The sequence below is a fragment of the Flavobacterium sp. UW10123 genome (assembly GCF_040538975.1).
Taxonomy (GTDB): domain Bacteria; phylum Bacteroidota; class Bacteroidia; order Flavobacteriales; family Flavobacteriaceae; genus Flavobacterium.
This window is the reverse complement of record NZ_JBEWQE010000018.1, coordinates 89710-112578: the sequence shown is the minus strand read 5'-3', so window position 1 is coordinate 112578 and position 22869 is coordinate 89710. Positions and strand designations below refer to the sequence as shown.

Annotated in this window: 19 protein-coding genes; 8 read left to right on the top strand and 11 right to left on the bottom strand. The window is 35.3% G+C overall.

Annotated features, from left to right (window positions below; all coding sequences use genetic code 11):
* Positions 1-226, top strand: a 226-nt coding sequence (locus ABXT06_RS19460) for a hypothetical protein (RefSeq protein ID WP_354592233.1), incomplete at its 5' end; no start/stop codon positions are given.
* A 115-nt stretch (positions 227-341) separates the two neighbouring features.
* Here ABXT06_RS19460 and tnpA read toward each other — a convergent pair.
* The 4 genes from tnpA to ABXT06_RS19440 form a co-directional block, all read right to left on the bottom strand.
* On the bottom strand, positions 342-776 hold the full coding sequence (gene tnpA / locus ABXT06_RS19455) for an IS200/IS605 family transposase (protein WP_354592232.1): 435 nt from the start codon (positions 774-776) through the stop codon (positions 342-344).
* Positions 777-801: 25 nt separating this feature from the next.
* Positions 802-2160, bottom strand: coding sequence for an oxygen-dependent tRNA uridine(34) hydroxylase TrhO (gene trhO, locus ABXT06_RS19450; protein ID WP_354592231.1), 1359 nt, complete (start codon positions 2158-2160; stop codon positions 802-804).
* 160 nt (positions 2161-2320) lie between these two features.
* A complete protein-coding gene (locus tag ABXT06_RS19445) occupies positions 2321-4000 on the bottom strand; it encodes a SulP family inorganic anion transporter (protein ID WP_354592230.1) in 1680 nt (559 codons plus the stop codon).
* 63 nt (positions 4001-4063) lie between these two features.
* Positions 4064-5026, bottom strand: a complete 963-nt coding sequence (locus ABXT06_RS19440) for a polyphosphate kinase 2 family protein (protein WP_354592229.1) — start codon at positions 5024-5026, stop codon at positions 4064-4066.
* A gap of 257 nt (positions 5027-5283) precedes the next feature.
* Here ABXT06_RS19440 and ABXT06_RS19435 point away from each other — a divergent pair, with 257 nt between their 5' ends.
* From ABXT06_RS19435 to ABXT06_RS19425, 3 genes are read left to right on the top strand one after another with little or no spacing between them, the layout of a single operon-like run.
* Positions 5284-6429: an efflux RND transporter periplasmic adaptor subunit gene (locus ABXT06_RS19435; protein WP_354592228.1), complete on the top strand. Its 1146-nt coding sequence runs from the start codon at positions 5284-5286 to the stop codon at positions 6427-6429.
* An 18-nt stretch (positions 6430-6447) separates the two neighbouring features.
* Positions 6448-9621 (top strand): efflux RND transporter permease subunit, encoded by a 3174-nt coding sequence (locus ABXT06_RS19430; protein WP_354592227.1) that lies wholly within the window; start codon positions 6448-6450, stop codon positions 9619-9621.
* On the top strand, positions 9614-10981 hold the full coding sequence (locus ABXT06_RS19425; RefSeq protein ID WP_354592226.1) for an efflux transporter outer membrane subunit: 1368 nt from the start codon (positions 9614-9616) through the stop codon (positions 10979-10981). Before ABXT06_RS19430 ends, ABXT06_RS19425 begins: the two co-directional genes overlap by 8 nt.
* Positions 10982-11113: 132 nt before the next feature.
* On the opposite strand, the gene ABXT06_RS19420 is transcribed toward ABXT06_RS19425, so the two are convergent.
* The 3 genes from ABXT06_RS19420 to ABXT06_RS19410 all read right to left on the bottom strand — a co-directional run bounded on the left by ABXT06_RS19420 (position 11114) and on the right by ABXT06_RS19410 (position 13620).
* Positions 11114-11524 (bottom strand): BrxA/BrxB family bacilliredoxin, encoded by a 411-nt coding sequence (locus tag ABXT06_RS19420; protein ID WP_111284876.1) that lies wholly within the window; start codon positions 11522-11524, stop codon positions 11114-11116.
* Positions 11525-11625: 101 nt separating this feature from the next.
* Positions 11626-12420: a tetratricopeptide repeat protein gene (locus ABXT06_RS19415; RefSeq protein ID WP_354592225.1), complete on the bottom strand. Its 795-nt coding sequence runs from the start codon at positions 12418-12420 to the stop codon at positions 11626-11628.
* A 3-nt stretch (positions 12421-12423) separates the two neighbouring features.
* Entirely contained in the window at positions 12424-13620 is a 1197-nt protein-coding gene (locus ABXT06_RS19410) for a lycopene cyclase family protein (protein WP_354592224.1), read from the bottom strand.
* 140 nt (positions 13621-13760) lie between these two features.
* Here ABXT06_RS19410 and ABXT06_RS19405 point away from each other — a divergent pair, with 140 nt between their 5' ends.
* Positions 13761-14981 carry a glycosyltransferase family 4 protein gene (locus ABXT06_RS19405; protein ID WP_354592223.1) on the top strand — a complete coding sequence of 407 codons (1221 nt, stop codon included), beginning with the start codon at positions 13761-13763 and terminating at the stop codon, positions 14979-14981.
* A gap of 316 nt (positions 14982-15297) precedes the next feature.
* On the opposite strand, the gene ABXT06_RS19400 is transcribed toward ABXT06_RS19405, so the two are convergent.
* From ABXT06_RS19400 to ABXT06_RS19385, 4 genes are all read right to left on the bottom strand, one after another.
* Complete coding sequence (locus ABXT06_RS19400) at positions 15298-15762, bottom strand: thioredoxin family protein (RefSeq protein ID WP_354592222.1); 465 nt, start codon at positions 15760-15762, stop codon at positions 15298-15300.
* 167 nt (positions 15763-15929) lie between these two features.
* Positions 15930-18182 carry a TonB-dependent receptor gene (locus ABXT06_RS19395; protein WP_354592221.1) on the bottom strand — a complete coding sequence of 751 codons (2253 nt, stop codon included), beginning with the start codon at positions 18180-18182 and terminating at the stop codon, positions 15930-15932.
* Between the two features lie 216 nt (positions 18183-18398).
* A complete protein-coding gene (locus ABXT06_RS19390; protein ID WP_354592220.1) occupies positions 18399-19304 on the bottom strand; it encodes an NAD(P)/FAD-dependent oxidoreductase in 906 nt (301 codons plus the stop codon).
* Positions 19305-19314: 10 nt separating this feature from the next.
* Positions 19315-19668, bottom strand: a complete 354-nt coding sequence (locus ABXT06_RS19385) for a MerC domain-containing protein (RefSeq protein WP_160783758.1) — start codon at positions 19666-19668, stop codon at positions 19315-19317.
* A gap of 93 nt (positions 19669-19761) precedes the next feature.
* Here ABXT06_RS19385 and ABXT06_RS19380 point away from each other — a divergent pair, with 93 nt between their 5' ends.
* The 3 genes from ABXT06_RS19380 (at position 19762) to ABXT06_RS19370 (ending at position 22856) form a co-directional block, all read left to right on the top strand.
* Positions 19762-20154, top strand: coding sequence for a Fur family transcriptional regulator (locus tag ABXT06_RS19380; RefSeq protein ID WP_095930227.1), 393 nt, complete (start codon positions 19762-19764; stop codon positions 20152-20154).
* 74 nt (positions 20155-20228) lie between these two features.
* A complete protein-coding gene (locus ABXT06_RS19375) occupies positions 20229-22097 on the top strand; it encodes an Nramp family divalent metal transporter (protein ID WP_354592219.1) in 1869 nt (622 codons plus the stop codon).
* 105 nt (positions 22098-22202) lie between these two features.
* A complete protein-coding gene (locus ABXT06_RS19370) occupies positions 22203-22856 on the top strand; it encodes a metal-dependent transcriptional regulator (protein WP_354592218.1) in 654 nt (217 codons plus the stop codon).
* The last annotated feature ends 13 nt before the right edge of the window (positions 22857-22869 follow it).

Sequence of the window (22869 nt, the reverse complement as noted above, 5' to 3'; positions counted from 1 at the left end):
GTTTTTCTTTGCGTATATATTGTCAAATATAGCCCGTGGTTTCAACCACGGGAAACGTATCGGATTCAATCCAAAAAAATGGATAATCGTTGAGGAAATTTCTTGCGTCCATGCCGTTGAAACCGCAGGCTATGTTTTTCTTTGCGTATATATTGTCAAATATAGCCCGTGGTTTCAACCACGGGAAACGTATCGGATTCAATCCAAAAAAATGGATAATCGTTAAGGAAATTTCTTGCGCCCATGCCATTGAAACCGCAGGCTATGTTTTTCTTTGCGTATATATTATCAAATATTTCCCGTGGTTTCAACCACGGGAAATGTATCATTAAGTCAAGCTATCATTTATCCTCTAACCCATGCAATTTTACAAACTCATCAAATTCATCTTGTCCATTTTTCTTAAGATGATGTTGCTTTTGATTTTTAATGTAATTGTAAACAGCATTTAACTGAGATTCACTGACAGAGAAAGCACCAAAACCGGTTTGCCATGCAAATTTTTCAAGGATAAATTCTCCTCTATTCATAAAATGAGAAGAACTTCCTTTGATTTGCTTTACAATATCTGTGATTGTTTTTTGTGGATTTTGCAAAAACAAAACATGCACATGATCTGGCATTCCATTAATGATTCTAACTGGGCAACCAAGTTCTGTTAACTCTTGCCAAATATAATCATAGAGGTTTTTCTCAATTGAAAAATCAATTAATTCTTGACGGTTTTTGGTAGCCCAAATTACATGAATCCATAATTTGGTAAACGATTGCGACATAAATAAATTAGCATAAAAATTTTTGCTAATTTACAATTTTATACAACTTATCTGACAAACGAATGCGAAAAGGAACCTCAAAAGTCACCTTATCACCAATTTTAGCAGTTTGAGTTTCTGCACCGTTAACAATGATTTTGTCTAAAACCAATTCCTGTTCACCAGTTGTAGGGCCAGAAATAAGGATTCTATCACCGCTGTTTAATTCGTGATTTTCTACAGTAAATTGTCCAACTTGTGCTTTTACATAATAATGTTCTGCTTTTCCAAGAAGTACTTTCTTTACTTTTATTTTCTGACGGATATCAGCTGGTTTTTGAGCTGTAGCTAAAGCAGTTTCAGGAAGTTCACCTGAATGTTTGAATTTCAAGTTTTCAGATTTTCCTTTTCTAAACACTTTATTTCCAACTTGTTTTCCAGTTCTTAAACGAACTTGGTCAACTAAAGGCATGTGGATGATTTCTAGACATTCTGTAGAACAGCAATTTTCCATTGCGGCTTTACAATCATCACATTGAATGAACAATAAATGACAACCATCGTTTTCACAATTTGTATGATTATCGCAAGGTTTTCCGCATTGATGGCATTGCGAAATAATATCATCTGTGATTCTTTCGCCCAGACGATTATCAAATACGAAGTTTTTACCAATGAATTTGCTTTCTATACCTTCTTCTTTCAATTGTTTAGCGTAATTAATGATTCCGCCTTCTAACTGATAAACGTTTTTGAAACCTTGATGCTTAAAATAAGCACTCGCTTTTTCGCAACGAATACCTCCAGTACAATACATTACCAGATTTTTATCGTCTTTGTGGTCTTTAAGCTGTTCGTTGATAATTGGTAAACTCTCTCTAAAAGTTTCAACATCTGGAGTAATCGCACCTTTAAAATGTCCTACTTCACTTTCGTAATGATTTCTAAAATCTACTACAATTGTGTTTGGATCATCAAGGATTTCGTTAAATTCTTTGGCTTTCAAGTGAACGCCAATATTAGTAACATCAAAAGTATCATCGTTTAAACCGTCGGCAACGATTTTGTGACGCACTTTGATTGTTAATTTTAAAAAGGAATGATCGTCTTGTTCTACGGCAACATTCAATCGTATGCCTTTCATGAAATCGTAAGCTTCAAGCGTTTCTCTAAAAGCTTCAAAATTTTCTGCAGGAACACTCATTTGAGCATTAATTCCTTCATTGGCAACATAAATTCTTCCTAGTGCATCGAGCGCGTTCCAGGCAATGAATAAATCGTTACGAAATTTTTGTGGATCTTGAATTTTGGCATACGCATAGAAAGACAACGTAAGTCGTTGTTGTCCTGCATCATCGATCATGATGGCTCTTTCTTCTGCGCTCAAAGTGTTATACAGTTGCATGCTATAAACAGTTTTAAGTTAAGAATATATATGTTTTTTAGATTTTCTTTAAAATCTGCGGCAAATTTAGAGTTTATTTTGAGATTAAAAATGGCCTTCCCCTAATTATCTGATTTTTTTAACATCTTTCGATACTTTATATATTGATTTACAACACATTTTAATGCTTTTGATGTTCTTTTATAGAAAGCTGTACTAAGTCATCTACAGAAACAGAGCGGCTAATATGTCCAAATAGAATTTCAAGATTTTCTGCCCGCAGGCTATCTCTAACATCAGAACGAGCTTCGGCAATTTTTAGGGTAATGTTCTTTGTCTGCAAATCAATAAATAAGTTTTTTAAGAAACGTGCGCCGGCAATATCTATACGAGGTGAAGAATTGAGGTCTAATATTACTGTTTTTAAAGAATCTTGTTCGTTGTAGATTTTTTCCAAGATTCGTTCTTTGATATATTCCGAATTGAAATAAAATATAGAAGATTCTACTCTCACAATCAAGATGTTTTCCATTTTTTCGTTATCCGGATGTCTTTTCAGGTCTGTATAAACCCTAGTTCCCGGAACTCTTCCTAAAAAAGCTACGTGAGGTTTTGAAGCCGCTTTTAATAAAAGCAATAAGGTTACAAGTGTTGCAAGTAAAACTCCCGCGAGAATTCCCCAGATCAATACTCCTGCAAACGCAATCATTACAACAGCAAATTCTTGTTTGTTTATTTTATAAAGGTGTCTCATTTCTTTCCAATCAAAAAGACCTCTTATCGCTACTAAAACAATAGCGGCCAGAATTACGGTCGGTAGATTTTGAAGATATCCTGTCAAAAACAAAAGACAGCAAGCAATTGTAGCCGAAGCAAACAAAAGTGACAATGGCGTTTTAGCTCCAGCAGCATCATTTACAGCGGATTGAGACAAACCGCCCGCAACAGGATAACCATGCCCGAGTGAAACAGCCGCATTGGCAACTCCAAGTGCTAGAAGTTCTTGTCGCGGATTGATAACATATCCGTTTTTTTGTGCTAAGGTGCGTCCAGCAGAAACACTTTCTATATAAGACAATAAAAAACAAGCCATTGAGAGTGGCAAAACTCCTTCGACATCTCGAATTCGGAGAGAAGGTAAATGAAACTCAGGAAGTCCAGTCGGAATAATCCCAACGGTATGGAATTCGGCATATTTTAATGAAGTGCTCGAAATAAGTATAATAGATAAAATCACTATTAATATGGCAACCGGAAACTGCGGGGCTACTTTTTCTCCTATGATTAATATCAGAATTGCAATTATTCCAAAAATAAAAACAGCAGTATTCATGTCTGGAATTTGATGGAAGAGAATAACAATCCTTTCAATAAAATTATCTCCTCCTCCTTTAACTCCAAACAATTTCGGCAATTGTGTTAAACCAATAGTGATCGCCGCACCCGCTTTGAACCCAACCAAAACAGTCTCACTGATAAAATTAATGATGCCACTTAACCTCAGCAGATAGGCTATGATAGCCATTCCTGCAAACACTAATGCCGTAAGCGAGGCAATTTCTGACCATCGTTGCACATCACCGTTTGCCATGCCTGATATAGTTGTGCCTACTAATAAAGAAATTGCAGATGTTGGACCTATTGCAAGCTGCCTGCTAGATCCTAACAAAGCATAAAATATTCCGCCAATGAGATAACCGTAAATTCCGTATTGGGGAGGTAAACCTGCAAGAGTTGCATAGGCAAGAGAAACAGGAATTCCATAAGCGGCAAGGGTTACACCTGCAATAAAATCTCTTTTGAGATTCTGTTTTTCATAATTTTTAATCCAATATAGTGAGGGTAAAAGCTTAGAAATCATATTAAGAAAGATTAAGATAATACTAATTCACAATTATAAATGAATGTTTATAGTTGTAAAAAGTTACTCTTTCTCTTCTAACAATGCTTTTTTAACTTCATTGAGTTCTGCGATTTTTTCAGCACTTACTTTAGGATATTCCAAATCCATTTCGTCTAAAGCATGAATGATTGCAGAAGCAATTGCAATTCGAGCATACGATTTATTGTCGGCGGGAATTACGTACCAAGGCGATTTTTTGGTAGATGTATTTTTAATCAATTCTTCATATGCGTGCATGTAGTCATCCCAATAGCCACGTTCTTTGGCATCGGCTGCACTAAATTTCCAGTTTTTATCAGGATTGTCGACTCTTTCAATAAATCTTCTCTTTTGTTCATCTTTAGAAACATTCAGAAAAAACTTAATCACAACTGTTCCGTTTCTGTTTAAATATTTTTCAAAGTTTCGAATGTCTTCAAAACGATTCTCCCAGATATTTTCCTTTATCAATTTCTCAGGGATTTTTTGACTCCTTAATATTTGTTCGTGAACACGAACCACCAGTACTTCTTCATAATAAGAACGATTGAAAATCCCTATTCGGCCTCTTTCTGGAAGATGTTTTTGACAGCGCCACAAATAATCATGGTCTAACTCTTCTGAACTTGGTCCTTTAAAAGAAGAAACTTGACAGCCCTGCGGATTAATTCCTGACATCACATGTTTGATTGCACCGTCTTTTCCAGCTGCATCCATCGCTTGGAATATGATAAGAACGGACCATTTATCCTGCGCATATAAAATATCTTGCATGGTAGCGAGGGCCTTTACGCCCATTTGCAGTGTTTTCTGAACCAATTCTTTATCTTCATTCCCCAAATGAGATGTTGGTTTGCCTTTTAAAGTAAAATCTTTATCATCTCCAACACAATATTGCTCAGAAAATTTTTTGGCTCGATGTAATAATTCCTTTTTATTTAATTTTTTTAAATCATTATCATCATCTTCAGTTTTTTTGTGTTTTTTCTTGTTATTTTTTGACATGATTACAAAAGTTTTTGAATTATTATTACTATTCTTTAAATAATTTATTCTTACAAAAATGCAGTTTATCGGCAGTTAGTAGCACTTCATCCGATTTTCAATTATAAACTGATAAACAGATAGATAAAATTTTAACTAAAATTAACAAAATCTGCACAATATTTATTCACCTAAACAAAAAAACGCTAACTTAGCTATTGCACTTTATTGGTTTTTAGTCAGTTGTATTTAATGAATTTTATCTAAAGAATTTAACAATGAACAAAATCTATTCTTCAGCAATTTTATTAAGTTTCTTATTTTTTTCCTGCAAAAAAGAAACCCCGCCAGCGCCCAAACCATTAGAAATTTCAGTTACTTCAGTCTTACAACAAGATGTAGATTTAGAATCTGAATATACGGGGCAGACTTTTGGTCAATCTGACATTCAAATTAACCCTCGAGTTGATGGTATTATCGAAAGTATGAACTTCAAAGAAGGAAGTTTTGTCAAGAAAGGACAAGTTCTTTACACAATTGACCCTTTGCCATACAGAGCAAAACTTAACGAAGCTCAAGGAGTTGCCGCAGAATCGCAGGCGAGATTATCTAAAACTAAATCAGATTTGGATATGATTACTCCTTTAGCCAAAATGAATGCTGTCAGTCAGAGAGAATTGGTTTCGGCAAAAGCAGCGTACAACGCTTCACTAGCACAGATTAAAGCATCTGACGCTTCGGTTCAAAATGCTCAGATAGAATTGGGCTATTGTCAAATTTTAGCACCAATTTCAGGATTAATTGGTATTTCTAAAGTTCGTGTTGGTGATTATGTGAGACCTGGCGCCATGTCTATTCTAAATACCATTTCTGATCTTGGAGATGTGAGAGTACGATTTACGATTAGCGAACAAGAATTTCTGCGTCTCTTTAGAGAGTTTAGCAAACCAAATTCTGCTTTAAAAGGTTCAGGCGCAACAGTCACTATAAAATTGTCTGACGGTTCTATCTATCCAGAAAAAGGAAAAGTAAGCTTTGCTGACAGACAGATTGATCCTTCTACAGGAGCAATCACATTTGAAGCTACATTCCCTAATCCAGATAAATTGCTTCGTCCGGGTCAATATGTAAAAGTTGCATTGCTTACAGATATTCGCAAGGACGCCATTGTGATTCCGCAACGCGCAGTGATTGAAGTCCAAGGAATTTATCAAGTTTATGTAGTAGGTAATGACAACAAAGTTCAAATGCAGATTGTAAAACCAGGACCTTCAGTTAAGAACGGTTATATCATTGAAGAAGGATTAAAACCTGGCGATAAGATAGCCATGGGAGGTACTTCACTATTGAAAAACGGAAGTGTCATTACCCCTAAAATTGTTCAATGGCAATTGGGCGATCCAGAAACTATAGTTGCAAAGTAACCTAAATCACATACTATTATGGGAGAATTTTTCGTCCGAAGACCGATTGTTGCCATTGTAATTAGTATTATTATTGTGATACTTGGATTACTGGCTTTACAAAAAACACCTATTTCGCAATATCCGGATATTAACCCGCCTGTTGTAAAAATTACCACTTCTTTTACTGGAGCAAATGCGCTGAATGTTGAACAGGCAGTTGCTACTCCGATCGAGCAAAAAGTAAATGGTGTTGAAAATATGTTATACATGAAATCGATCAATACTTCTGATGGTGCTTGTACCATTGAGGTAACTTTCGACGTAGGAACAAATCTGGACAACGCCAATATGCTTACGCAAAACAGACAAAACCAGTCTGCTCCCTTTATGCCTTCGAGTGTAAAACAACAGGGGGTTGTGGTAAAAAAATCGCTTTCGTTCCCAATGATGCTTTTTACCATTACATCTACCAATCCGAAATATGATGCTAAGTTTTTAAATAACTACGCTAGTATCAATGTTGTTGACCAGCTGGCTCGTATCAAAGGAGTTGGAGAAGTTGCTCTTTTTGGTGGTAGTGATTACTCCATGCGTATTTGGCTAAAAGCTGACATAATGAGTAAACTCGGTGTAACAGTTGAAGATGTAAAAAATGCGTTAAACGCACAAAACATGATCAGTCCAGGAGGAAAATTTGGAGCTGAACCAGCACCTCCTAATACTGAATTCACATACGGTGTAACACTTCAAGACCGATTGGTAACCGAAACAGAATTTGGAAATATCGTAGTTCGAAGCAAAGAAGATGGAGCACAAGTTTTACTTGCCGATATTGCCCGAATCGAATTAGGAACAGAAAATTACAGTTCAACAGCCAGAAGAAACAGTTCGCCAAGTGCTGTTATTGCTATGTACCAAATGCCAGGAAGTAATGCTCTCGAGGTGGCAGAAATTGCAAAAGCAACGATGAAACAATTGTCTGAAAGATTTCCACAAGACATCGAATACCAAGAATCTTTAGATACAACACTTGCTATCACTGCAGGGGTTGATGATATTGTTCACACTCTTTTTGAGGCTATTATTTTAGTTATTATAGTAGTATTTATATTCCTGCAAAACTGGCGCGCTACTTTAATTCCATTAATTACGGTTCCTGTTTCGCTAATAGGTACTATTGCGGTTTTCCCAATGTTGGGATTTTCGATCAATACACTTTCACTTTTAGGATTAGTACTCGCAATTGGTATCGTGGTCGATGATGCGATTGTGGTTGTAGAAGCTGTAATACATCATATTGAACATGGAAAAACTCCTAAAGAGGCTACCGTTCAAGCGATGAAAGAGGTTTCGGGACCAGTAATTGCCATTGCATTAATTCTCTGTGCCGTTTTTATTCCAGTTGCTATGACACCCGGAATTACAGGACGTTTTTATCAGCAATTTGCCATAACCATTGCCGTCTCGGTCGCCTTTTCGGCATTTAGTGCTTTGTCTTTAAGTCCGGCCCTTTGTGCTATGTTATTAAAACCAACAAAACCTCTCGATCAGCAAAAAGGATGGCTTGCTAAATTCTTTTCTTGGTTTAATAGAGTTTTCGAAAATGTGACAGGAAAATATATTGGTGGAGCAACATTTTTTGCAAAAAAAGCAATGCGTATTGTTGTTTTACTAGCTGTTATTCTGGTTTCTATTGTGCTTTTAGGCAAAAAGATTCCGTTAGGATTTATTCCTGAAGAAGATCAAGGTTATGTTTTAGTAAATATTGCTTTGCCGCCTGCATCATCTTTACAGCGTACCGACGAAATATCTAAAAAAGTAGACAGCTTCCTTAAAGAAGAAAAGTCTATTCTGTCTTATACCACGATAAACGGATTTAGTATGCTTACAAACTCCTATCAGCCAAACAACGCTTTCATCTTTATTTCCTTAAAACCTTGGGAAGACAGAGCTGAAACGGCTAAACAGTTTGTAGATCGATTCAATAAAAAACTGGCTACACAAATTACAACTGCAACCTGTTTTTCATTTGGTCCTCCCGCGATTCAAGGTTTGGGTGCTTCTGCTGGATTTAGTTTGATGCTACAAGACCGCGGAGGAAATACGCCTCAATATCTAGCAGAACAGACGCAAAAATTTATTGCCGCGGCACAACAGCGTCCTGAAATAAAAAGAATTTACACCACTTTTAATGCTGGAACCCCACAAATTAAGCTGGATATCGACAATGACAAGGCAATGAAATTAGGAATACCTGTTTCTAAAGTTACCGAAGCGCTTGGAGCCTTTTTAGGAGGAAGTTATGTAAATGACTTTAACCGTTTCGGGCGTCAATACAAAGTGTATGTGCAGGGAGAAGCCTTTAATCGTGTAAAGCCGGAAGATTTAAACATGATTTATGTCAAAAACAATAAAGGCGATATGCTTCCAGTATCTACACTTGTTACAGCAACCAAAGTATCTGGACCCGATTTCACGAACCGTTTAAATTTATTCCGATCTGCTGAGATTGGAGGAAGTCCGAACGATGGTTATAGTAGTGCGCAAGCTTTAACTGCATTAGAAGAAGTCGCCAAACAAACCTTACCTGCCGATATGAGTTTTGACTACATTAACTTATCTTATCAGGAAAAACATTCACCTGGAGGATCTTCTGTATTTATTATGGCATTGGTGTTTGTATTCTTAATCTTAGCCGCACAATACGAAAGTTGGAAACTGCCATTTAGTGTACTCCTTGGAGCGCCTTTTGCGGTATTTGGAGCATTTTTAGGACTTCTTTTAGCAAGGTTTGGAAGTGATGCTTATGTCAACAACGTTTTTGCGCAAATCGGACTCGTTTTACTTATCGGATTAGTAGCGAAAAATGCCATTCTGATCGTTGAGTTTGCCAAAGAAGAATATGAAAGAGGGAAACCTCTTTACGAATCGGCAATGTATGCAGCAAGACTTCGTTTTAGACCAATCCTGATGACTGCTTTTGCATTCATTCTTGGAGTAGTTCCGTTACTGACTGCTACAGGTGCGGGGTCACAAGCTCGTATAGTAATGGGAATGGCCGTGTTTAGCGGCATGTTGATCGCCACCGTTCTCGGTGTATTAATTGTACCAGGTCTATTTGTTATGATTGAAAAAATTGGACACAAGAAAGAAGAAACAATCGTAGCAGGAGAAAACAATGTAGAATCAAATACTACAGACCATGAGTAAGAAATATAAAATAATCGTTATTGTATTGGCTCTTTCCTTATTTCCAATGGGATGTATGGTTGGTCCAAAATATAAAAAACCTGAGCAGTTAAAATCAGATTCTTATAAAAACGAAAGAAATTTAGACAGTCTCGCTTCGGTAACCAATCTAAAATGGTTTGATTTGTTTAATGATGATGTTTTAAAAGGTCTTATTCAAAAAGGCCTTGAGAATAATTATGATCTAAAAATTGCGGTTTCGAGAATTGAACAGTTTCGTGCTGAATTAGGTTATTCCAAAGCAGATTTATTTCCATCTTTTCAATATGGAGCTACCATAAACAGCAACAAGAAATACATTACTCCATCGACAGCGGGCGCAACTATGTCTTGGGAACTTGATTTCTGGGGGAAATATCGTCATGAAAATAATGCTGTTAAAAATGAACTTCTTGCCACAGAAGAAGCTCGTAAAGTAATATTGTCCGATATCGTCGCCAACATTGCAATAGCTTACTTTCAGATGCGAAATTTTGATGATCAGCTGGAAATAACCAAACATACTCTTGAAACCAGAGAAAAGTACTATCAAATCATAAGCGAGAGATTTGAAAAAGGGTATATCTCAGAAGTTGACAAAGTGCAAATTGAGCAACAGGTTGCCATTGCCGAAGCTGCGATTCCGAATATTGAAAGACAAATAACCTATCAAGAAAATGCAATTGCATTGCTTACTGGTCAGCTTCCTACTGAAATTCCGAGAGGAAAAAGCAATACAGAGTTACAGATAGTCAGTAAAATTCCGTTATCAATTCCGTCTGCCTTATTAGAAAACAGACCCGATGTAAAAGCAGCCGAATTAAGATATGCTGCAGCAAACGAAAGAATTGGCGTAGCTCAAGCAATGCGGTTTCCATCTATCAATCTTGCTGCCATTGCCGGATTTGCAAGTGCAGATTTGAGTAATCTTTTTCTAGGAAGCTCATATATGCAAAATGCTTCTGGCGGAATTGCAGGACCAATATTTGCATTCGGAAAAAACAAAAGAAGAGTTGAAATAAACAGACAACAGGCAGAACAGTTCAAATTTCTTTATCAACAAAAATATATTGATGCCGTTTCTGAAGTAGAACAATCTATACAAAACGTTAGAACTTATCAAGAAGAATGGAAAGCCCGCAATAGACAAGTGCAAGCTGCTTTAATAAACTACAAATTATCTCATGAAAGATATGACAGTGGTTACGTTTCTTACTTAGAAGTTTTAGATGTAGAAACGAATCTTTTTAATGCTCAGTTAAGCCTTGCACAATTATCAGAAAGACAATTAAGTTCAATGATTGAACTGTACAAAGCACTTGGCGGGGGATGGAGTCTCTAAAGGCACAAAGGTTCAAAAGTGACAAAGGTCCAAAGGTTTCTCAACTATTCTAAAAAAACAAAAAAGCACTATAAAATAGTGCTTTTTTTAATCTTTGTACCTCTGTACCTTTGTCTCTTTGAACCTAACGAATTAACAAAATTCGTTAAACGCATCCTGCAAATTCTCAGCAATTAATTCAGCTGGGCGTCCTTCGATGTGGTGACGCTCTAACATGTGAACCAATTCTCCGTTTTTAAACAAAGCCATAGATGGCGAAGATGGAGGAAATGGAAACATATGTTGCCTTGCAGCATCAACAGCTTCTTTGTCAACACCTGCAAAAACAGTGATTAAATGATCTGGTTTTTTAGCATTATCCAAACTCATTTTTGCTCCTGGACGTGCATTTCTTGCAGCACACCCGCAAACAGAGTTTACAACAACTAAAGTGGTACCTTCAGCTTTGATAGCATTCTCAACAGCCTCAGCACTATGTAAATCTTGAAAACCTGCAGCTGTTAATTCAGCTTCCATTGGTTTTACCATATCTAGTGGATACATATTCTTTTGTTTTAAATTGTACTTTTTGAACTGCAAAGTTACAAAGTTTACTCGCAACTAGTTACTTTGAAGTATAAAGTTTTGTTATAGTTTGATTGTTATTATCTTAATTTCTTTTGATACGGATAAGTTTCATAAACTGTATTGTCTTCATTAATTGAAAATCCTTTTTTAGCATCTTGTTTTCCCTCTTCAATCAAAGCCATTATTTCCTCTTTTGGTTTACCTTTTTTATACCAACAGATTGCCTTATAATATTTTACATCTGAAAATTGAGGATATATTTTTAATGCTTTGTCAAAAATTACAATAGCCTCATCTAACTTTTGAAGTTCATACTTTGCAATTCCTTGATAAAAATATGCCGTAGGATGTTCTAATTGATTTCTGTTTTTGTAAATGTCATTCACATAATCATCAAAAAGCTTTTCTGCTTTTTCATATTCATTTAATTGTAAGTAGCAAAGTCCAATGTAAAAACGATATGTATGATCCATAACATAGCTGTTTCCATACAATTTAATGCATTCTTCAAAATCTGTTATGGCACTTTTATAAGTTTTGGCAAAAATACATTTTATAAACCCTCGATACGGGAGCCATTCCTGTTTATTGTACAGAACTGCTTTATCCAAATAAGGCATTCCAACTTCGTATTTTTTACATTTAAAATACGGCATGGCTTTTAACTGCCAGAGTTGAGCAATTGTGCTATCTTTTTTTAAACCTTCATCAAGGCATGCTTGCCATTTGGCCATTTCAATATTGTAGTCATGTTTTTCCGCACAATCGGCTACAAATTCTTTCAAAATTGCGTCCTGAGCTTTATCAAAAGAAACTTGCGAAAAAGATAAAAGAGTAAAAAAGAAACTGAATAATAGAGTAATGTTTTTCAATGGCTACGTTTTTGAGTTAGATTTATTTGAAAGAAAAATCACTCTAAATAACGCCTTAATAAATGGAATTTTTGGACACTTTAAAATAACTTTAACATCTTCAGAAAAACTCGTCTCTTCGTCTAAGAATTTGAAAATCAATTCAGGATTTCCTTTTTTAAATAGAGAAGAGAAAATAGAACTTCCCACTTCGTTATGTCGATAAAGAATATCCAAAAGCAATAAATCGTAAAACCAAAACCTGCTTTTTTTATAAAACGATGTCATGCTGAGCGGAGTCGAAGCATTTTTTTCCTCAAGGAATTCAATCAATTTCGAAGATTTTTTATCTGAATTTTTGAAAGTATAACCTGTGCTAGCTTTTGTCCAACCGCCAGCTGTACCAATATTCAGAACCCTTTTGGTATTTTTTTCCCAGAACGGATAGCAAGTCATGGGAATACTTCCTTCCTCTTTTTCAAGAATTTGATATTGGCTTACACCAAGTTTCTTCAAATAAACTTGAATTTCATTTTCGTACTCTTCTTTTGGAAGTAATTTTTCCGAAAACAAAGTATATTCAACCAAAGCTTCGGTTTTTGAAGTCGGAAGAACGTACATAAATCTTGTATTGCCTTTTTGTTCAACCGAAAAATCCATGAAAGTTACTTCTTCAGGATTGAAAACTTCTTCTTGCGTTTTGACAAACCAACCCACGAAATGCTGCTGCAAAACGGGAAATTTATTTTGTCCTTCGGCGAAAGCCTTAGTATAAATACTATTGAAAAGATAATGGCAAGTGTATCGATTTTCTTCTGTCCCAACAAAAACATGCGTTTCAAGTTCGTTGATATCGGTTACTTTTTCGTTTAAAAAAGTAATGTTGGACTGATTTGAAATAACTTCGAAAACGAAATTATAAAAATCTAAACCGTTGATTTTATTATAAGAATACGGTTTTAGATCCAAATCGCGTCTGAAATTTTCATTGGCAAAAAACGCCAAATCCCATTTTTTTGAAACCACCGAATTCCAAATACTTTCTTCCTTTTCCCAAAAGCACCAAGTTCTGTCGTTGATTTTCTTTGAATCCTGATCTAATAATAAAATCAATTTATCAGAGAATTTCCCAGACAGAATCATTTTATAAACTGTCATCAAAGAAGCGAGTCCCGTTCCTGTAAAAATGTAGTCGAAATGTGGAATTTGCGAAGAGTTCATTTTCAAAAATAAGAAAATTTATTCTTTCCTTTTTTCTAAAAAAATCAAAAAGAGACCGCAATTTATTATTTCACTTTGCCGTTGTTTACAAAATGATTTAATTTTATCCTTTAGTATTACAAAAACAAAATTTCTGCCGGATGCATAAATTAGTCCCTTCCATTAAAACTTATGAGCCTGATCTTAAAACAGTTTATAAACTTTTAGATTCTACTGATGAGTTTAACAAAAACAACATTCCTGTTGTTATTTCTGAAATTAAACCATTCGATAAAAGACTTCAGCTGATAAAAGCAAGAAAAGTTTATTTGGTATTTCTAAACGGAAAATCTAATGCAGGCGGTGCTGAACGCATGGTTCATTATTTGGACGAATATCTCAAAAGCCGAAAGATTCTGACTGAAATAATTGATGAAGACCGTTTAAAAAATAGTTTCATAGGAAACTTATACTGGAAGTTATTCAATATAAGACATTTCGAAAAAAGAAGAGCAAAATATATCGCAAGATATATTACAGCGTTTCTTTGGCTACATTATCGTTCGAACAAAAAGGTTATAAGTAATGGTGAACCCACGGCATATTATCCGACTGATTGTGTAATATCTCACGGCTGTTTTCATAAAATGGAATTGGACTACGGTCGAACAAATCCCAAATTAAGCAGAATTGCAAAACTTCAAATGATAGCCTGCAGAAATGCCAAGAAAATAATCGCTGTTGAAGACAATGTCAAAAAAGACCTGATACAATACTATGGAATTAATCAAGACAAAATAAGTGTAGTGCCAAACTGTATTGATAAAACTAATTTTTATCCAATAAAAAAGCCATCAACTGACTTTAAAACAATTGTATATATTGGCAGACTGGAACACGGAAAAGGCATAGCCGAATTGCAAGAACTATCTAAACTTGTTGAAAAGCAAAACGGTTGGAGGCTTCTTATTGCCTCAAACAATCCATCAAATAGTGAACTTTTTCAAAATTTGCATAACACTGAAATTTTAGTCGGATTAACAATCGACAACATCAACGAACTGACTTATTCTCGAGCAGACATTGTTTTTTATCCTTCCTATTCAGAGAGTTTTGGAATGGTTACTATTGAAGCGCTTGCCTGCGGAAGACCAATTGCAGGAAATCCTGTTGGTGTTTTGCCCAAATTAGCCAAAGACGAACAGCCTGGTGCTTACTTGCTTCCAAAACAAATCGATGAGAATATTTTTCAGTTTTTTGATTATTGCATTGAAGACTCTAGAAAATTTACGCCCGAAGAAATTCATGAATTTGCAATGAAAAAATTTAGTATCGAGTCTTATTTTGAACAAATGGACAAACATTTTCTCAAAAATAGCTGATCATCAAATTATTATTTCATGAAAAGTTATCATTCCTATGAGAGTTTTATATTTCTATTCAGAGAATCCGTTACTTAAAACACAAGAAAAAATGATAAAGCTTTGGCGTTCCTAGAATATTTTAGAAACAGAAATGCTGAAGTCGATCTTGTAGGCGTTGCAACAGACATATACAGCAAAAAAAATCTAATTGATTATCGGAAAATTTTGATTTGTAAAGCTTTACAACAATTTACAAATAAACTTTAAAGCGCGCATCGAAAAACACCTTATTTAATTCATTATCAAAAAACTACTATTTTGTTATCATAAAACACTACTCTTTCAATTTTTCCAAAAGAACTTTAAACTCTTTTGCACTCAAATAAATATTATACTGAAAAATGATTTCGTTTTTATCATTCAAAACACATAAAATTGGATATGCAATTTGATTATTGATTGTTCCCAATTGCAATGCCAGTTCATGAACTCCGACATTATTCCCCGAAGGCTTGTATTTGAAAGTGTGATTCGCGAATGTGATATCTCTCTTTTCCTCTGCATTGAAGTCAATGAAATAGAAATCGGAATTTAATTTTTCTATTATTTCTTGATCTTTAAATGTCGTCGCTTTCATTCTTTGGCAAAACTGACACCAATCGGTATGAATGAAAACAATGGTTTTCCTTTTTTGAATTTGCTGTAGACTGTCTACTTCTTCAAAAGTCCTGCTTTTTAATTGGCAAAATCCTGTTGAAGTTATTCCGAAGAGAAAAATAAATAGAACTAACTTTTTCATTTTTTGTTTTGTTTGCCAAAGATTAAAAGGATTAGAAAAGATTTTTTTTTTTCGTTTGTCTCCCTGAGGGAAGTCGAAGGGCGCTCCAATTGGAACGGGGCTTCGACTTCGCTCAGCCTGACAAAAAGAATAATCCTCTTAATCTGTGCAATCTGTGGCATATAAAATTACCTAAAAGTATATCGTAATCCCAAAAATCCGCGAATTGTTTGGTTTTGTCCATAAACATAAGTCGTGTCAAATGTCAAACCGTACGGATTATCAGGTGTAACCAGCACTTTTCCTGCCGAATCGTATTGCACATTTTTGTCAAAAGGGTCATTTGTTCTTGAAATCAAAAACGGATTATTCTGTTTTGGAGTAAAGTTCAGCAAATTTTTGATTCCGCCATAAACTTCAAAATCTTTCCAACCCGAATAGGTAAACTGAATATTCTGAATACTGTACCAAGGCGAATTCGGACTTCTCGGATCGGTTTCGCTCAACAAAGGCAATTTCATCGGACTGTAAACATTTCCTGTGTAATCAATCGATAAATCCCAAGGTTGAATTTTGTATGAAACACTCCATGTTGCAGTGAAATTCTCCGTTAAAAAAGGTCTTTCAGAAATTCCATTTTCAACATTTTTATTATCCAAAACCGTTGCTCCGACAATAAATTTTAATCCCGAAGGGAAATTAAGATCAATATTTGTGCTGATTCCTTGACTTATTGCATAACCATCAATATTGTCGTAGATAATTTCGTTTGGATTGGTCTCATAATCTGAAATGATTTTATTGCTGAATCTCGTATAAAAAGCTGTGGTTTCAATTCCCATAAAGGTTCCGTTTCCGAAATTGATTTTCTGAATGTAGTTCAAATTCACATTTATAGATTGTTCGGGTTTCAAGTCGTTTTTAATAATGACATCTCTCGAACCTGTTAAGGCAGCATGATCTTCGGTAAACAAATTCACAACTCTGAATCCAGTTCCAGCATTTAATCTAAAAATAGTATTTTCATTTGCTTTAAATCTGTAAGCAAAACGCGGTGTAAAAATAGATCCATGAATCGAATTGTAATCATAACGCATTCCTAGCAAAACCTGACTTTTTGGAGAAAACGTAATTTCATCTTGAACAAAAATTCCTGGAAGCCAAGTATTTTCAGCTTCTTTGGTTGCAGGCGTATTATCATCATAATGCGTATATCGGCTTGCAATTCCCGCCAGCAAATCGTTTCGACCTATTTTTTTATCCCATGTCAGCTGTAAAAACCCAATTTTCTGATTGGCAATATAAGATGTCGTGCCGTAACGGCTGTCTTGATAATGAACATTTCCAGAAAACGAAAGCATCAGTTTTTCTTCAAAAGGCAATTGATAACTTCCAATCAATTCAGCTCTTTTGGTATAAATGCTTTCGCCGTAGATTTCGTCTCCACCACGATATTTTTTCTCCCAACGAATGTCTCCTCCCCAACGATCTTCATACATTCCGCGTGCTGCGATGGTAAAAAGGCGATTATGATTTCGCTGAAAACTCCATTTATTAAAAACCGAAATTCGTTCAGAAAGCGTGACATCGGTAAAATTGTCTTTGTCTTTATCAATTACTTGATCGTAGTTGAAATAATTAACACCAATAAGCGAAATAGCTTTTTTGCCTACATTAAACTTCATTCCCAAATCGAGATTGCTCTCAAAATAAGAAGTCGTAAAATAATCGGCAGAAAAAACAGGAGCATTCGTAGGGTTTTTAGTAATGATATTGATTAAACCTCCAACTGCTTCACTTCCGTAAAGAGATGAAGCTGGACCTTTTACAATTTCTATTCGTTCTACCAAAGAATTCGGAATTCCAGACAAACCGTAAACAGTAGAAAGACTGCTCACAATTGGCATTCCGTCAATCATAACCAAAGTATATGGCCCTTCCAATCCGTTTATATGAATATCTCCTGTATTACAAACACCGCAATTAAGCTGCGGACGAACTCCATTTATATTCTGAAGCGCATCATAAATACTTGGCGTTGGATTTTTCTTGAAGAAAACTGGCGAATAAACCTCAACCGGAACGGCGCTTTCTAATCTCTTAACGGGTTTTAAGGTTCCTGAAACTACCACTTCGTTCAATTCGTTATTATCTTCTTCTAATTCAAAATCAAGATTTAAATTTTCATTTTCTAAAACAGAAATCCTTTGAGTTATAGATTTAAATCCTGATGAAGTTATCGCGATTTTATAATTCCCTTTCGGAATATTTTGGAGTTTATAAAATCCAACCGAATCGGTTTGTGTTTTAAAGTTTGTATTTAATAAACTAACATTAATTTCCTGACCTACAGGAATTGATAATTTGACTTTTCCTGAGATATTTTGCGAGTATAGGCTTTTAGCTGAAATTAATAATATTGTCAAAAATAAATATTTCATTATTATAAAATTAAATTTAGACAAAACTAAAAATTAAATTTGACAAATAATTATTCTTAAAACAAAAATTTTCAAACTGATTGAATTCAATATGTTACATTTCTATTTTTAAGAATCGTAGACATTTTTGTTTAATCTCGCAAAGACGCTAAGTCGCAAAGCTTTTTTATAAAACTTGGGGACTTAGCGTCTTTGCGAGAGAATTTTACGAATGCATTAAAAATCTTCGTCAATAAGTTCTTTATTTATCACCGCTCCAGCGAAAGAACCGGTCGAAACAGCAATCGCCACAGATCGCATTTGAGTTGTGCAATCTCCACTTGCAAAAACACCTGAAATATTTGTTTTTTGCATAGCGTCCACTTTTAACAAACCTTGTTCATTTATATCGCAACCTAAATCTATGGGCAACGAACAATGCTGTTCAAAAGGCGGTCTTGCGTAAATAGCTTTAACCTCAACTTTTTCTCCATTTTTAAAAATGATGTTTCTAACATAACCTTCATTATGTTCAAAAGAATCTATTTTTTCTTCTAAAATTAAAACGCTATGATCTTTAAGCGTTTGTATTTGCTTCGAAGTCAATTCCGATTTTCCGTTGGTACATAATCTCAAGTCTTTTGTCCAATTGGAAATCAGTTTCGCGTATTCAAACCCCATTTCTCCGTTGGCAATAATCGCGGTTTTCTCATTTTTAACTTCATAACCGTGACAATACGGACAATGCAAAACCGAAATTCCCCAACAAGCTGCAAAACCTTCAATTTCTGGCAGCAAATCTTTAACTCCCGTTGCAAACAATACTTTTCTTGAAGTAAAAACAGCGCCAGATTCGGTTGTGATTTCAAAACCTTTGCCTGTCTTTAATACTTTTACAGCAAGCCCATTATAAAATTGAACTGTTTTATAAATGTCTACTTGCAATTTGGCTTTCGCCGAAATAACCGCTGGCTTTTCGCCATCTTGTGTAATAAAATTATGAGAATGCGGTGTTTGTCTGTTACAAGGCAAACCGCTGTCAATGACTAAAACCTGACGTAAAGAACGTCCCAAACTCATTGCGGCAGACAATCCGCTGTAGCTGCCGCCAATGATAATCACCTCAAAATGCTTCTGTTCCATATTTCTATTTTTAATGATTTTGATTTCTATGTAATTTATAGTTGATTAAGTGCCCGATGATCATTCCGAATCCTCCGAAATAAATCAAATCAAGATGAATATCTAAAAGAAGTTCTGTCAAAACACTAATCCAAATCAGCGCCATCGAAACAACTAAAATGGACGATACCAAAAGAGATGATTTTTTTATAATTTTGAGAATTGCAAATAAACCTATCGAAGCAAATAGTAAATCTATAATTGGATTGTGACTCAACCCTAAAGGTAGAATCGTTAAAAGAGGAAAAATCAAACAATGAACCAAACAGATGGTCGCGCTTGAAATTCCTAAAATATCGTAAAAGGATGTGCTTATTTTCTTCATTTCGTGTACATTTGCTTAATGCAATTTTGTTGCAAATATATACAATTTTATCAATTGCAACATTGTTGCGTTTAATTTTTAATTTCATAAAAGATGAAAACTACACGTAATACCGCAGCAAAGACAGCTGTTTTAGAGGTATTTGAAAAATCTAAGACGGCTCTTTCGCATACCGAAATTCACAAACAATTAAATGATTTGTGCGATCGCGTTACCATTTACAGAATTTTGGATCGTCTCATTAATGAAGATGTTATTCATAAAATTTCGAATCTTGACGGAACAGTAAAATATGCAAAATGCAACCATTCGCACCAGCGCGTGCACATTCATAATCATGCACACTTTAGCTGCGAGAATTGTCATGAGATTACGTGCCTTGAAACGGTTAAACCGAGTTACATTATGCCACATAATTATAAAGTGAACGAAATCAATTTTACGCTATCAGGATTGTGTCCGAATTGTTTAAATTCTAACATTTAACTTTTAGACTCGTCTAAAAATATTGTTTCGCGAATATAATTTTTCTCTATATTTGTGAAAACAATACTTTTACAATGACCAAATCTTTAGAAGAAGTCCACGAATCGGTTTCTACAGAAAATAAAAAAAAGGGTTTTAGAAAAATTTTAGCCTTCTTAGGTCCCGCTTATCTTGTAAGTGTCGGCTACATGGATCCAGGAAACTGGGCAACCGATATTGCCGGCGGAAGCCAATTCGGATACACTTTAGTCTGGGTTTTATTGATGAGTAATTTAATGGCTTTGCTTTTGCAGAGTTTAAGCGCTCGTCTCGGAATCGTAACACAGCGCGATCTTGCACAAGCCTCTCGAGAAACGTATTCCAAATACATCAACTACATTTTATATTTCCTTGCCGAAATAGCAATTGCTGCCTGCGATTTGGCAGAAGTTCTAGGAATGGCAATCGGAATTAATCTTCTTTTCGGAATTCCGTTACTCGAAGCAGTTCTAATTACCGTTTTAGATACCTTTTTATTGCTTTTCCTGATCAATAAAGGAATTCGCAAGATGGAAGCCTTCATTATTGCTTTAGTTGCCATAATTGGCTTTTCTTTCATTTTCGAAATGATTTTTGCAGAACCCGAAGTTCATAAGATTTTTGCAGGACTTATCCCTTCAATTCCAAACTCTGCAGCTTTATATATTGCGATCGGAATTATCGGTGCAACTGTGATGCCGCACAACTTGTATTTGCACTCGTCCTTAGTACAAACACGAAAATTTGACCGAACTCCAGCTGGAATTAAACAAGCTTTAAAATACAATTTGATCGATTCGACGATTGCTTTAAATCTTGCTTTCTTTGTAAATGCTGCCATTTTAATTCTTGCTGCCGCCACTTTCCATAAAAACGGAATGTTTGAAGTCGCCGAAATTCAGGACGCACACCAATTTCTTGAACCATTGTTAGGAACGAAATGGGCGCCTATTTTATTTGCTGTCGCTTTAATTGCTGCTGGACAAAGTTCGACCGTAACTGGCACGCTTGCCGGACAAATTGTAATGGAAGGTTATCTGCATTTCAGAATTCAACCTTGGGTTCGTAGAATTATAACCCGTTTGATTGCCATTATTCCTGCCGTAATCGTGATTTTAATTTATGGCGAAAGCGTAACGGGGAAATTGCTAATTCTAAGTCAGGTTATTTTGAGTTTACAACTCGGATTTGCCATTATTCCACTGATTCATTTTGTGAGTGATAAGTCTAAAATGAAAGGTTTTCATATTTCCAGAACTACGCAAATTGTTTCTTGGATAATTGCCTCCATAATTGTTTCTCTAAATGCGAAATTGGTTTATGACGAAATCACGTCTTGGTTGGCAAATTCAGATCATCCAATGGTTCTTTGGTTCACGGTTGTTCCGTTGGCTTTTGGATTCTCGGTTTTATTATTGTACATCGTCTTCAAGCCTTTTATTGCTAAATTCAAATCAAAAGCTATAAACCATTCACCGCACCATCTTAAATTAAAGTTTTCGCCAAGAGAAAGCCAGAGCATTAAAAACATTGCAGTTTCTGTCGATTTCTCACATGCTGATGAAGCTGCTTTGAACAAAGCCTTTGAATTGGGAGGCATTGACACAGAATATACCCTCATTCACATTGTAGAAACAGTTGGAGCTTTAATGTATGGAGTTCATGTGCACGACCATGAAACCACAGTCGATGAGAAATTATTATTGAAATATAAGGATATGCTTTCAGAAAAAGGATTAAAAATCAAAACTGAACTTGGTTTTGGAAAACCAAACAGCGTAATTCCGAAAATTATAAACGAAGGAAGTTTTGACATTCTCGTCATGGGAACCCACGGCCACACTGGATTAAAAGATATTCTTTTCGGCACAACGGTAGACAAATTGAGACATAAAATTTCGATACCTTTGTTGATTGTTAAATAAAAGGTGCTGAGGTACTGAGTTGCTAAGGTTCTAAGGTTTCTCTCGAAAACTTTAAAACAAAACCTTAGAACCTCAGCCCCTTAGAACCTTAGAACCTCAAAAGAAATGACTTTTTCAGAAGAAAATTACCTTAAATCGATCTATCATCTGACTGCAGCATCAGAAACTGAAGTGAGTACGAATGCCATTGCGGAAATTATGGAAACAAAAGCTTCCTCTGTAACCGATATGCTTAAAAAGCTGGCAGAGAAAGATTTAGTAAATTACAAAAAATACCAAGGGGTTTCTTTGACTGAAAACGGAAAACTAGCAGCCAAAATGATTGTGAGAAAACATCGTTTGTGGGAAGTTTTCTTGGTTGAAAAACTAAACTTTAGCTGGGATGAGGTTCACGATATTGCTGAACAATTGGAACACATCAAATCAGAACAATTAATTAATCGTTTGGATGATTTTCTTGGAAATCCGACCGAGGATCCACACGGTGATCCAATTCCAGATGCAAATGGGCGAATCATTAAAATCGAAAAACAACTTCTATCTGAATTGGAGGAAAATCAAACAGGAGTTTGCGTTGGGGTAAAAGATACTTCTTCGGAGTTTTTGAAATATTTAGACAAACAAGAAATTGCTTTGGGTTCTAAAATTGAATTTCTTTCTAAAGAATCTTTCGATTTGTCAGTTCGAATTAAAGTTAATGGAAGAGAATTATCGATTTCTAATAAAATTGCCTCTAATTTGTTTGTGAAACTGGTTTAAAAAACAACATCTT